14 protein-coding genes and 1 tRNA gene are annotated in these 11,762 nt (G+C 57.6%); 1 reads left to right on the top strand and 14 read right to left on the bottom strand.

Annotated elements, in window-relative coordinates:
* From RQI55_RS00250 to RQI55_RS00315, 14 genes are all read right to left on the bottom strand, one after another.
* Positions 1-3,213, bottom strand: coding sequence for a DUF4815 domain-containing protein (locus RQI55_RS00250; protein ID WP_311272389.1), 3,213 nt, complete (start codon positions 3,211-3,213; stop codon positions 1-3).
* Positions 3,214-4,329, bottom strand: coding sequence for a phage tail protein (locus RQI55_RS00255; RefSeq protein ID WP_311272388.1), 1,116 nt, complete (start codon positions 4,327-4,329; stop codon positions 3,214-3,216).
* A complete protein-coding gene (locus RQI55_RS00260; RefSeq protein ID WP_311272387.1) occupies positions 4,329-5,204 on the bottom strand; it encodes a baseplate J/gp47 family protein in 876 nt (291 codons plus the stop codon). Before RQI55_RS00260 ends, RQI55_RS00255 begins: the two co-directional genes overlap by 1 nt.
* Positions 5,201-5,596: a GPW/gp25 family protein gene (locus RQI55_RS00265; protein ID WP_311272386.1), complete on the bottom strand. Its 396-nt coding sequence runs from the start codon at positions 5,594-5,596 to the stop codon at positions 5,201-5,203. Before RQI55_RS00265 ends, RQI55_RS00260 begins: the two co-directional genes overlap by 4 nt.
* 25 nt (positions 5,597-5,621) lie before the next feature.
* Positions 5,622-5,837, bottom strand: a complete 216-nt coding sequence (locus RQI55_RS00270; RefSeq protein WP_311272385.1) for a hypothetical protein — start codon at positions 5,835-5,837, stop codon at positions 5,622-5,624.
* Positions 5,838-5,841: 4 nt separating this feature from the next.
* Complete coding sequence (locus RQI55_RS00275; RefSeq protein WP_311272384.1) at positions 5,842-6,369, bottom strand: phage baseplate assembly protein V; 528 nt, start codon at positions 6,367-6,369, stop codon at positions 5,842-5,844.
* On the bottom strand, positions 6,362-6,991 hold the full coding sequence (locus RQI55_RS00280; RefSeq protein ID WP_311272383.1) for a hypothetical protein: 630 nt from the start codon (positions 6,989-6,991) through the stop codon (positions 6,362-6,364). The genes RQI55_RS00275 and RQI55_RS00280 overlap by 8 nt, the downstream gene beginning before the upstream one ends.
* Positions 6,988-7,470, bottom strand: a complete 483-nt coding sequence (locus RQI55_RS00285; RefSeq protein WP_311272382.1) for a phage virion morphogenesis protein — start codon at positions 7,468-7,470, stop codon at positions 6,988-6,990. Before RQI55_RS00285 ends, RQI55_RS00280 begins: the two co-directional genes overlap by 4 nt.
* Positions 7,467-7,928: a DUF1320 domain-containing protein gene (locus RQI55_RS00290; protein WP_311272381.1), complete on the bottom strand. Its 462-nt coding sequence runs from the start codon at positions 7,926-7,928 to the stop codon at positions 7,467-7,469. Before RQI55_RS00290 ends, RQI55_RS00285 begins: the two co-directional genes overlap by 4 nt.
* Positions 7,929-7,945: 17 nt before the next feature.
* Positions 7,946-8,020 (bottom strand) — tRNA-Met (locus RQI55_RS00295).
* A 7-nt stretch (positions 8,021-8,027) separates the two neighbouring features.
* Positions 8,028-8,561 (bottom strand): hypothetical protein, encoded by a 534-nt coding sequence (locus RQI55_RS00300; protein ID WP_311272380.1) that lies wholly within the window; start codon positions 8,559-8,561, stop codon positions 8,028-8,030.
* A 111-nt stretch (positions 8,562-8,672) separates the two neighbouring features.
* Complete coding sequence (locus RQI55_RS00305) at positions 8,673-9,569, bottom strand: Mu-like prophage major head subunit gpT family protein (RefSeq protein WP_311272379.1); 897 nt, start codon at positions 9,567-9,569, stop codon at positions 8,673-8,675.
* 25 nt (positions 9,570-9,594) lie between these two features.
* On the bottom strand, positions 9,595-9,999 hold the full coding sequence (locus RQI55_RS00310; protein ID WP_311272378.1) for a hypothetical protein: 405 nt from the start codon (positions 9,997-9,999) through the stop codon (positions 9,595-9,597).
* 28 nt (positions 10,000-10,027) lie between these two features.
* Positions 10,028-11,038 carry a phage protease gene (locus tag RQI55_RS00315; protein ID WP_311272377.1) on the bottom strand — a complete coding sequence of 337 codons (1,011 nt, stop codon included), beginning with the start codon at positions 11,036-11,038 and terminating at the stop codon, positions 10,028-10,030.
* Positions 11,039-11,290: 252 nt separating this feature from the next.
* Here RQI55_RS00315 and RQI55_RS00320 point away from each other — a divergent pair, with 252 nt between their 5' ends.
* Positions 11,291-11,713, top strand: coding sequence for a hypothetical protein (locus RQI55_RS00320; protein WP_311272376.1), 423 nt, complete (start codon positions 11,291-11,293; stop codon positions 11,711-11,713).
* Positions 11,714-11,762 lie beyond the last annotated feature (49 nt).

Here is an 11,762-nt window from a genome sequence, read left to right on the forward strand (position 1 = left end):
TCAAAATATGCCAGCGCCGAAGTCACCAGCCATGACGCGGGCAGCAGGACCGCCCGTCGCTGTTATTCTCAGACGCACGGTGTCGCCCGTCAGGGGGGTGGCCTCGTAGGTCTTTTCAGTCCAGAGCGGGAATGCCAGCGCGTCCGTTGTCTTCAGGGGCAAGTTCTGCCAAGCGCCGCCTGCAATGGAATAGGCAAGCGCAAAGCTAGAACCCGATGGCATGTAGGTTTTCAGGTACGCGGTCAGACGTACGGCAGTACCGAGCGACATGGACCGTGTGATGTAGGTGGCTTCCTGCGCTATTTTGCCCGCAATGATTTCCACCGGCGCAAACAGGATCGGAGACAGCTTTTCCGTTCCCTTCAGCACCGCCCGCAGTGTGACGGTTTCCGTAAGGTATTCCGTCAACTGCAAGACTTGGAAAGGCGACAGGCGGTAGATCGTGCCGTTATTGCGCACCACTTCGAACACGACAGAGCATTCCGCACTCGGCAGCTCGACCGCCGCCCGGATTTGCAAATCCGAGCACTGGACGAGGTTGACCGTGCCAAGGGCAACAACCTTTGTCGTGGCCGTATACTTGGCCGCAACCAGACGGAAGGTCAGCGCCTCGTCTTGGTGCGCAGTCCAGGTGATGGCGTTGACCGAGGAAAAGCGTGGACCCACGACATAAGGGTGCGAGGATACAAACTTTTGCAGATCAGCGTCGAAGCCACCAAGCTTTGCCAGACTGACGGAATGCACGTTGTCGTCAGTCTTGATGACAAAGGCCGAGCGACGATCCGGTAGGGTCGTAACCGGCATGCGATAGCGCGCTCCCTTCCAGCCCTCGACAGCGCCGGTCATTGGCAGGAAGGTTTGCGCCTGCACGTCCGTGGTCGGATAGCCATTATCGGTCGTAACCTGCTCGATCAGCAGCCCGTTGGCCGTGTTGCCAATCTTGCAAAGGAAGAAGTCAACGCCGATGATCTGGCGCGGCTCCGACACGCTAAACATTTGTGCCTGCGGATCGACATCATGACCGCCTTGGTCGCTTCCGCCGAACCCACCCCCACGACCGCCATTCTGGGTGCCAACGATCTGCATTTGCGTCCATGTCTGGATGGTCGTGACGCGCCGCATGATGTCGGTTTCAATGATGCCTTGTCCTGTGAACATGGCGCTGGCTTCGGTATTGGCGCGGCCCTTGGCATACATTGCCTTTGTTCCCGCCGTCACATTGGCCGGAATGGTGAATGTGCCACTGATCTTGCCGCTGGCATTGCCCTGCTGTTGACCGGCTGGCTTGACGTTGATGCCGTCAAAGGTCAGCACGTCGAGAATTTCGCCAACACCGAAACCATCGATTTCAAAAGCCACCTGAATGGACCGTAGAAATTCGGCCTGTTCGGAGCGCTGATCGACAAGCTGCTCTGCAACCGAGGTTGTTTGCAGCGGCCCTCCGAAGGTCACACCCATATTCATGTTGATCGTTTGCGCTGACAGCCATTGTGTCTGCTGGACCGTCCAGAAATCCACCGCAGGCGTCAGTTTCATACTGCCCGGAAGCGGTGAGAAGTTGGCGTATGGGTTGATCAGCTCACAGGCGGTTTTCAGCTCCTGCGACGAAATCACCTCTTCCACATAGTCGAGCATGACAGGAGCCGTCAGGGTCGCATAGAAGAAGGTCGGCGTTATCGCCAACTGGAAGACACCGAGGCCGATGGCAGCGGTCTGCGCCGCCCCTGCATCGCGGTAGCTGTCGTCTGTGAAGGGATCGACAAAGACGCCCTTTTTCGCAACCGGCTCGCGGGAGTCGATCCCGCTTTTCAGGCGCTCCAACTGGATAAGTCTGTCGTGGTCGACGATACGGTTAAAGTAACGCCAGATTTCCGAATACGGGATGGAGCGCACCGCATCGTTTTCAACGACCGGCTTTTCCATCCAGTCATTCGACACCTTCGCCAGCGGCAAAACATCGCCCGGCACGATGGGTGGCACGGGATTGGAACGCGCCGAGATACCCCTGATATAGACCGGCGAGCCGTCCCTTTGCAGGCCGATGCGATCTATGCGCGGCATCTTGGCAGTATAGGCCGTGATGATGTCGCCGCCCGTCGCGCCGCCCGCAACCGTGATCGTTTTATCCGTATAGGCGGTGGGTTGCACGGATGCGCGGTAACGATAGGTGACGACATAGGTTGAGCCACCGGCAGGTTCTGAACCTGCCGGTGCCCAGTCTACCGTGTTGCCTGTGCGAAGGTAGGTGTTGCTTGCGAAAGTGGTTCCGCCCTGCACCACGGACTTGATTTCGATGATCGAGGTATCTGGCAAACCATCCTGCCCGTTGGCAACGGCACCACGCACCAAGTTGACGGTTTTTTCCTTGGTCAGCAGGATCGAGTTGATCACGCCAATCGGGAACTGATCGACCTCGTAGGTGTAGGACGCACCGCCCGGATAGATATCCGTCTCGCCGGGTATGGCAAATTCATCCCATTCCTGCGGTTCGGCTAGCCGCAAAGCAGCATTGCGAACGCGTTTGAAGCCGGAGATATTCGCCTCACCCTGTTCGATGGAAAACGCCTGCGCACCAGCATTTGCGCCAAGTGCTGTCACCCGGCAACCTGAAACGACATAGTGGCCGTGAGCGCGGTCATAATCAGCAAGCGCCTGCATGGCCGGTTCCAGAAGTGACGGGCCGCGCTGGTCGATGATCGTGCCATCCTGTAGCGTGTAGACCGCATAAAAGTCACCTTCACCGCCATCATTGGCCTGTGCCCATACGATGGAAGCAATCTCACGGGCCGCACCCGGCTCGCCTTCGGCTTCCGATCCCGGTACGATACCTAGCAAGGTCGGATCGGTTTCATGGGTTACGAATGACTTGCGAAGGCGCACACCGATATCCACGCGGCCAGCCATGGTGACGTTAGCCAATACCGCTTCGCCAACCGGGAAAACATCACCGGCCACATAGATGCTGCCAGCCGTCAGGGTGACTGTCTTTGCCTCGACATCGACAAAGGCGTCTGCCCGTTCGATGCGGTCACCATCTTTGGCGACCAGACGGCCAAGGCGGTTATGACGGGCGCGAGCAATCGTCTGCTGTTCGTTCAATTCGGGCGCTTGGAGAAAATGGCGCTCACCATAATAGACCAAACCCTGCTGTTCAGATTTTCCAACGGACCGATCATAAGCGAACGGCAGACCGCTTTCGTGTTCAAAAGCCATTTAGAACCTCACAAGAAACTTGAATTGCTCGCGCACCGTGGCGCGCAGCGGGACAGATATGTCGGTGGCGATGATGGGCACGCCGCCCGACAATTCGCCGGGATTAAGCCAGAGCCTGCCCGGCGCTATGCCAGCGGAAAGGACAGGTTCAACCAGCAAGGAAATGGATTTCGCAACGACATTTTCCGCGTCTCCGAAATCGGTCATAGCCTCGATGTAGACCAGCCGGGGTGCCGCGACGGGCGCATAGGAAAGGTCTGAAAAACGGTAGGGACCATCGAATGTGGCATCCACGGGATGCACCGCCCGGCAACGCCGGTAGCCGATGATAGCCCCCGCCTCGTCTTTCAGAACGGCATAGATGATCCGCCCTCTGAAAAACGTCGCCATCAGGTTTTGGCGCTGCACCGTGGCATTGGACGCCCACGGAAATGTTGCCGTTACCCATGGAAACTGCATATCCGCCCATTTGAGCGCTTGCGTTGCGGGTGGATCAATCCAGATACCGAGCGCCTGTCCTTCGGCTTGCGTCAGAAGGTGCGAGACTTCGGTCGTTCGACCGAATGACCAGAGCGTGTTGGCAGGCGTAGCAGTAACGCCGCTTTCTCGGTCAAGGTGAGTGGCATCAAGACGTTTCCAGTCGCAGACAGCCGCGGGGATATCGTACTGGAAAACGCCGCGGCGAAGTTGCGACCGCTTCGGCACTGACAGTGTGGTGATACCTTCAATCCGCTCAAGATCGGGATCGTCATGATCAGGCAGGCGGTCGAAGCGGAGCTGGTAGCTATTCCACCATGTGCGGCCATGCCACGCCTGTTCTACCGCCGCTGTGTAGCCGAGCCACGCCAAACCGCGTTGGACGGCCAGAAACGTTCCGCGCACGCGTTGCCACTGGATACCCTCTTGCAGAAGGTCATAGAGGTTCGGCACGTAGGGCGTCAGTTCCCCGAGGCCGAATTCCCAAATGACGAACGGTAGGAACGCGGAGGGCGGTGATACCTTGTCGTAGGCAATTGCGTCGGTACCTTCGCCAAGCACTGTCCAGCGAGGAGCAAAGGAAGTCTCAAGCGCTTTCTCAAACAGGCCGGAGTTACCAGGCAGCAGGCTTTGTGCCATCAGAAAGACCGCCCTTTGAAATCGAGCGTGATCGTGCCGATCGACACAGCCTCGTCTGCCGATACGATCACATCCTCGATCGGAGTAACTGGCACGATCTTTTGGACACCTTCCAGCATCAGCTTCGACGTCCACCATGTCACGGCAAGATCGCGGCCAAGTGCTCGTACTGCGGCCCACTCTGTTTGAAGGTTTGTTTTCATTGTTTCGAGGAGCGTCAGGCTGGCGTCGGGAAGAAGCCAGATGGAAGCAGAAATATTGACAATGGTCCTGACGGCTGTTCGCACAATAATCGTGTCGTTGACCATCCGTTTTGACGGGTCTTGCAAAGCCGCATCGACCGTCGCAATCAATGCAGCATCGGCAACACCATTTACGTCGCTGGAGAAGATCGCCACGTTAATGACAGGGCTTTTCCCAACCGTGTAGACGATGGCGTCCTCGACACGAATGTCGGCCGACATGGTGATGAACTTGTAACGCGCTTCCGTCCCGCCTGGTGACCGCCCTTGGATGGCGAGAATGACACGCTTTTTTAGCCGCTCATCGTTCTCGCCTGCCATCCGAGTGACATCGTAAAACGCCGCAAGGTGATCGAGGTCAGACTTTTCCGCAAAAGCCAGCAGTCTTGATCTGGCGACCTGATTGATCCGGGCGCGTAAAAGGATCTCGCGGAAGCTCTCCGCCTGGTTGGAAATCATGGCAGGATCGGTGTCGAGCATTTCGACATCGTATTCCGGTAGATCGACGTTAGGGTGTGCCGCTCGAACATTCGACCAAACGTTTTTCAGGGTCGTGGTCTGCCGGGCGGTAATGTCGTCGTGCGAGAATTCTTCGAGCACGGCTGGCTTTGGCAAGGTCTCCAGGGCGGTCATGCGAACCTCACCACATTGGCAGAGCCAAGGCCCAACACAACAGCCTTTTCGAAGTTGCCATAACGGCCCTCTGGGAAATACAAACCGCCGTGGCGCACACCAAGCGCACCACCTTCCGTCATTTTCACCAGCTGCAACTGGTTGATCCGGTATTCCGGCTCCCATTGAGCAGCGGTTGCGACCATCTCGTTATAAAGCAGCAGTGCGATCGCCGGTGTGAGGTCTTCGGAAAGCAGAGAGCGCAAGTCGGCACCAAAGGTCAGCCGCATAACGCGGCTTCCGACACGGGTGTGCCAAATCTTGCCGAGCGACTGGGCAAGATGCGCGGGACCGGTAATAACCTTACCTGTCCGCTCATCGATACCCGATCGGATGCGCAATGCTCCTGCCATTCTCAAAGACCTTTCAAGCGTTGTTTTAAGCGCCTTCAGAGGCGATTTTTGTTGGTTCGATATGGAGCGCGATCAGTTCTGCAAGTGCTTCATCTTCGGTCAGGCGCAGCTTATCGCCCGCCTTGACGCGCCGACCGGCAACACGCAGCGGCGCGTCTTTCGTTATCTGGTATTCGGCGCGGCCGTCATCGGCCTGAGCTGTCTTGTCGTCTCTGGTGTTTGTCTGAGTTGGCTTTGCCATGGACCTATCCTTCACTTTCTGGTGGGCCGGAAACCTCGCCGCCCCGTCTGACTTCGGTGTGTTTGTGGTCTTTGCCGATGTAGACACCCTCATGCTCCAGGGTGCCGCCTTCGGTGAAGATGTCGCCGATCAGCTTGATGCCGTTCGGGCCGAGCTCGATGCGTCCAGCGCCGCCGACAATTACGGCCGTGTCGGACGATTGCGATGGCGATGCATGGTCGCGATCATAGGAGCCGCGCATGGCGATCGAGCCTGTGCCGATCGTCCCGGATGGCGACAACATGATCATTTGCTCGCCGACTGAAGGCTCACTGTGGATCGACAAAGCGCCGACGCCTGCTTCCTGCCAGCGAAGCCATGGCGAAAGGACGTCCTTGCCGCTGGCCGAGGTCCCAAGTTTCAGCCGCAGGCGACGCTTGCCAGCATCCTTTTCGACAACCTTGCCGTAAAGCACCGTCTGCGCCAGGCGGCGCTCGGCACTCTGGGTGCGGGATAACTGCCGGCGCAATTCCAGGGAGACAGGATCACGCATCGTCTGGCTCAAGCTTGGCTGGCACGTAGGGGCGCATCGCGTCGAGCGTTGCTTCACTTGCAAACTTTATCCACTCCTCTTCCTGGTCATAGACGCCGGTACCGGTTGGGAGGGCGGTGCTGCCGATATCGACCGCGATCTGTGTCCAGGTCACGGTATAATAGGCGATGCCCTGCGACGCATCGCGAACTGTAAACAACGGTTTCAACTCTGGCGGTGGCGTCACTTCGGGCGGAAGAACGCCGTCTAGACCCCACAGCGCCGTTTCGTCGTCACCAAGGATTTCGAGCAGGCGAGTGCCGATTGCGAGCGCGATGGCTTCCTTTTCAACACGGCGGCCTGCGATCGGCCGCGCCTCGGCGACGATATAAGCCGTCCACTCGACGGCAAGGCTGAAGGAACCATCCGCAAGCATGGCTTGACGAATGCGGCTCCAGCCAATGCCAACGCCTGGTGCGGTGACGATGGTTTTTGCAAGCAGCTCCGAAACATCGACCTTGCCAGGATGACGCACGATCGTCAGGCCGGGGTTGAGTGTCTTCAGCCGATCGGCGATCGCGCCCTGGAACACATGCAGGCGATCTTCGGCAAGCAAAGTCTCAATATTCTTGGCAGGGATCATTGCAGCAAGCTCCCGAAATGATCGGTGACCAGGTCAACGATCTCACGTTCGTTTTCGCTAGACAGTCCAACAAATGGACGTGCGGGAATGGTGACCTCCTTGGCGAACACTGTGCGATCGCCAAGCTGGAAGACGAGATGTTCTCCGTTCTTGGGAACGATCGTCATGCCGTCCTGGTGAACATGGGCGTATTCCCATGTCGCGCCCCACTCGGCCTCATTGGCCGATGCCGTCCAGGCGAGCGACGATAGAAGGTGCTGACCGGTCGCCACGAGGATTGGCGTTCCGGCATGGTTGGGTTTCCATGCGGTGCCGTCGGGCGCTGTTTTCTCTTCGGTAATGCGTCGACGCGTCTGGCTGTCGCCGATCGCACCAATCGCGGTCATCAGTTCCGTGCCATCGAAATCGAATAGCGGTTCTAACCGCTTGATGACCCGCTGAAGGTCGGCGGTGTCTAGCGAGATGGAAAGACCGTTCATATCCGACCAAGCCTTTCACGAGTAAACATCCGCTCCGGCGCTTCCAGTATGACTTCATTCTGGCCGATATCGGAGTTGGAGGCCTCACTGGCGCCAGTCGCGGTCAGGGTCGTCGTCAGCGCACCCTTGCCAGACGCAATGGCTTCCAGCCGCTTTATTGCTGCGGCATACCGTTCTTTGATGTTGTCGGTGGATCGAGAGAAGGCGAGTGCAATGCGATAGAACGCGATATCCATGGTGTAGAGCTGAAGGACTTCCAGCGAGTTCTGATCGAGCGCTGCGAGCTCGACCGCAGAATAGCGGGCGGCGAGGATTGCGCGGATCTCGATCGCGGAATCTGCCAAGCCCTTTTCGATGCGGTTGTCATCGCGCAAGCCAGTCTGTTCGTCTGCCGCGATCAAGGTCAGTTCGTTTGGAAAGCGTGCCTCAAGATCGGCAAGTGTGGCGTAGACGGTCATGGTGGCACTCCAGAAAATGGTTGCGGAGGGCGGATTTGAACCACCAACCTTCAGGTTATGAGCCTGACGACCTACCGTTGGTCCACTCCGCTGAACGGCTTACTCGTTGTCGTCTAAGACGATCTCACGCATGCGGCCGTCGATCTTGAGCTTTGGGTCGGCGCGCAAGGCGTTGAGCGTTTCCTCGCGCGTTTCTTTTGTGTCGCCGAGCTGCTCGAATGTCAGCTCAATCGGTTCAGGACCAAAGGCAAAGCCTGCACGACGGCGCGGTCCACCAGGTGCAGAGACAATGAGGACCTGCTCAGCCGTAACCCAGCCGATCTCTTGGCCTTCCCGCTCTGTGATCTCGGCCGTTGCCTTTTCCTTCAGATCATCAAGCGATGCACCGCCAGCCACCGCAGCTTTTACATTTTCGATCACGGTTTTGAGCTGCTCGTCGCGTTTGTCATCTGCAAGTTCGTTCCAGGCTCCGACAGAAAGACCGGAGACCTGGTGCGCCATCATGACGATATCGCCAAGCTGAAGCGTCTGATTTTCAGCGATCTCGATAATGGCCGGAAGGGTGTTGGAGCCGTTCAAGGTTTCCGGCTCGACCGGCTTCTTTGAGGTTTTCGGGGCTTTGCGCGGTGACATGAATTTCTCCATCTTGAGGGTTTTCGGGGAAACGGCTCGAAAGCCGCTTGCCGGAAAACCCCGGCAGCTCGGGAGGAGGAGGAAGCTGCCGGAGTTTGCACCGCTGCCGGATTATTCGAGCAGCGCGGCTTCCATGATCTGAACAAGGTTCTGGTTGGTGTTGGTGCTGCCGTCGATTTTCTCAGACATGAGAATGTCACGCGCCTTGAAGAAATTGCCGTTTCCGGTGATCAGGTGCGTCGGGCGGATGTTCAGCTTGCGACCTTCGTCATCGGTGAAGTCGCGCATGGCGGTGAAAGCAGCGCGCAGGTTGGCAGGCGTCAAATCGGCCTTCGAGCCGTATGCCATCTGCCAGAAACCGAAACCGGCCGAGACGCGGGCATCTACGCCGTAGAGGTATTCGTCGCGAAGCCAGACGCTATCGGAGGTCTTACCGTCTTCCTTGGCGGTGAAGGCGTAGTCACGACGCTTCTGGAAAATAAACGGTTTGAGCGGTCGGCTCATATCGGCCAAAATCCATGTTTCGCCGGTACCAGCCTGCATGTTTGACACGCTGACCTGCTCATTCGGCTTGCCAACTGGATGATCGGTGTCAAAGAAGAACTGACCGTCAAAGCATTCTGTCGTGAAGGCCGCGTTGATCAGTTCGAACAAAACTTCGTCTGGGTGGGTCGAGGCGGACTGGCCGAGCATTTCAAAACGTGGCGCATACAGACCAAGCTTGTCGTCTTCGATGTCATCACGGCTGACACCAAACGAACCTTCAAACTTGCGGTTCTTGATCGTGTAACCCTTGGATGACAGCGACTTCACCTGCCGATCGCCAATCCATTCGCGTAGCTTCGGAATGTCGCCGAGCCAGCCGTAGATTTCCTCACCGGCGGTCGAGTTCACGATGGTGGCGAGCGTGGTGTACATTGCGGTGTAACCCGCAAACCCCTTCTGGAAAGAGGTTTTGAAGCCGCGCTGCGCTGCGGCAAGTAGTTCGGGCGTGATTACGCGCGACATAGGCAATTCTCCTGGGAGGGGTTTGTTAGTAGCCGACGCGGACGAAAATCTGCCCGCCTTCGATGTGCATGATCTTGCCAGCGGCCGAGCGCGTCCCGCTGGCATCCGTCTTTGCGACCGTCTGGTCATCGACGATGTAAGCGGTCTTGTTGACATCACCGGCCGAAATGGCATCAGCGCCATGGTTGTTGAAACCAAAGGTTCCACGGCGGAAGGGAACCTTCTGCGCGCCGTCAGCGCCGGTGTTCTTGACCGTCTGTTCGGACACGCCGAGAACGACGAGGCCGGTGGCCAGCTTGCCTGGAATGGCAAGACCGTTTTCTGAAACGACAAGCGCGCCTTGAAGAATGGTGGTTGCCGATTTGACGGGAGCCTGGGAGCGAAGGCCTTCGGCTTCGGTCGGCTGGCGGGCCTGTGACATTGCAGTCATGTCTTGCTTTCCTTGTCTTGGAGATGGATCAGGCGGCGGTCAGGCCGTTCGCCTTGCGATAGTCTTCTTCCGACAGGCCAAGCTGTTTCATCACGTCGCGATCTTCGGCGCTCAGCGTGGCGGTCTGGTCGGCAGGCTTGCGATTGTCGAGGCCGGATGCGGCAAGACCAGCGCCGAGCGTCTCGATCAGTTTCTTGACCTGGTCGAAACCTTCCTGAGACGTGGCAAGCGCTTCATAGCTGTCACGCTGTGCCGGGCTGATCTTCTTAGCCTTCAGGGCGTCTTCGAGAAGTGTATCGACCTTGCCCTTGTGAGCAGCCTTGTTGCCGTCCTCGATTTTAGCGGTCAGTGTTTTGACCTGGTCGAGCGCCTCCTGGTGGACGGCAGGGTCAACGCGGGATTTCAGGGTGGAGAGCGCAGATAGGCAGGAAGCCTCGGAGGCATCTTCAGAAAGGCCAAGGGCGACGGCGAGAGCTTTAAGCATGTTCGTTTCCGTTTTGGTGGTTGCGGTAAGGTTGGCAGATGCGACGGCGGGCATGGATGCAGCTGGCGCGGCAACCAGTGCTGCGGAGTGAAGCCATGTGGCCTTGCCGCTGTCGTCGGTTTTAAGTGTTGGGGAAATGTATCGGTGAGTGCGAGCCGTTAGGACGCGAACACCTTCATCGAGCCATTCGGCTTTGCCGTAGAGGCCATCGGCACGGGCATCGAGCTGGTTGATCCAACCAACAGCAGGCGCAGAGTCGCCGAACATGGCTTTCTTGACCGTCGCATGATCGATGTCGATCGGCAGATCAACGCCATCCGTCTTGAAACGGGAAACAAGCAGCTCCGGGTCGATCTCGAACGAACGGCCATCGCGAGCCGTGAAGCGGCCACGTGGCGCAACCTTGATCCAGTCCGGCCCGCGCTTTGTCTCAGCAGTGGCAGCGTCAGGGTCAGCGGTGAAGGCATCGAGAACGGCAATGCCGGTAAGCGCGTCGGCAAGGCCCGTTTCGGGTGCGAGGCAAGATAGGGGATTTGTGAGGTGCGTGTTGTTCATGACGGCAATCTAGCCGCCCACGACGAAAATTAGGGCTGACAGGTGTCAGCCCGTGAAAAACAATCAGTCGTACTGGGATGAGACTATGTAATCCGCTTGTGGGGTCGGGATCAAGCCCCGCATCGATTTTGAGGGATTTTAAAAGCCCGTGAGCGCGTTTCTCGGGTGAAGACGAAGCTTCGCGCGTTGAAGGTCTTCCCGTGCGCCTGTGGCCGCTCTATGGTCGATGAGATTTGAACATGGGGAATGGGAATGAAATACATCGTGGCAGTGGTCTTGTTGATGTCGGTGAACGCAGCTCACGCATCCGATTGGCCACCTGCATCCGATTACATCAATGACTCTCAAGATTGTGCCGCGAGCGGTGATCCGGGCAATTGCACTTATACAAAAACGACTTGGCCAAAGGAATACGAAAACGCCACATCCGGAAAATACCAAGGGCAGCGAAATGTTTCCTTTTGCCTTTCCACGGGGTGTAATGGAGCCATTCGCCAAAACAAAGTATTGGGGTGCGCTTGGCGGTTTGTGATCGTGGAGAGCGGCCACCTGTCCGCTGACTTCACTGACGCCACGAACTTAAAACATTATTGCGGCCGAGAGAACGTCGATAAAACTGAACGAGCCGCTGCGGAAGCACAAGCACGCCGCATTCTAAAAATGCTCGGGCAATAATTGCGAAATTGATATTTCCAGCTTATATTCAGAATGCGTGGCGGCGAAA

The sequence above is a fragment of the Rhizobium sp. WCS2018Hpa-16 genome (assembly GCF_031843705.1).
In the GTDB taxonomy this organism is placed as follows: Bacteria; Pseudomonadota; Alphaproteobacteria; order Rhizobiales; family Rhizobiaceae; genus Agrobacterium; species Agrobacterium tumefaciens_C.

Coding starts and splice junctions, on each gene's coding strand:
- RQI55_RS00250 (WP_311272389.1), bottom strand. CDS start 3,213: ATGGCTTTTGAACACGAAAGCGGTCTGCCGTTCGCTTATGATCGGTCC.
- RQI55_RS00255 (WP_311272388.1), bottom strand. CDS start 4,329: ATGGCACAAAGCCTGCTGCCTGGTAACTCCGGCCTGTTTGAGAAAGCG.
- RQI55_RS00260 (WP_311272387.1), bottom strand. CDS start 5,204: ATGACCGCCCTGGAGACCTTGCCAAAGCCAGCCGTGCTCGAAGAATTC.
- RQI55_RS00265 (WP_311272386.1), bottom strand. CDS start 5,596: ATGGCAGGAGCATTGCGCATCCGATCGGGTATCGATGAGCGGACAGGT.
- RQI55_RS00270 (WP_311272385.1), bottom strand. CDS start 5,837: ATGGCAAAGCCAACTCAGACAAACACCAGAGACGACAAGACAGCTCAG.
- RQI55_RS00275 (WP_311272384.1), bottom strand. CDS start 6,369: ATGCGTGATCCTGTCTCCCTGGAATTGCGCCGGCAGTTATCCCGCACC.
- RQI55_RS00280 (WP_311272383.1), bottom strand. CDS start 6,991: ATGATCCCTGCCAAGAATATTGAGACTTTGCTTGCCGAAGATCGCCTG.
- RQI55_RS00285 (WP_311272382.1), bottom strand. CDS start 7,470: ATGAACGGTCTTTCCATCTCGCTAGACACCGCCGACCTTCAGCGGGTC.
- RQI55_RS00290 (WP_311272381.1), bottom strand. CDS start 7,928: ATGACCGTCTACGCCACACTTGCCGATCTTGAGGCACGCTTTCCAAAC.
- RQI55_RS00300 (WP_311272380.1), bottom strand. CDS start 8,561: ATGTCACCGCGCAAAGCCCCGAAAACCTCAAAGAAGCCGGTCGAGCCG.
- RQI55_RS00305 (WP_311272379.1), bottom strand. CDS start 9,569: ATGTCGCGCGTAATCACGCCCGAACTACTTGCCGCAGCGCAGCGCGGC.
- RQI55_RS00310 (WP_311272378.1), bottom strand. CDS start 9,999: ATGACTGCAATGTCACAGGCCCGCCAGCCGACCGAAGCCGAAGGCCTT.
- RQI55_RS00315 (WP_311272377.1), bottom strand. CDS start 11,038: ATGAACAACACGCACCTCACAAATCCCCTATCTTGCCTCGCACCCGAA.
- RQI55_RS00320 (WP_311272376.1), top strand. CDS start 11,291: ATGAAATACATCGTGGCAGTGGTCTTGTTGATGTCGGTGAACGCAGCT.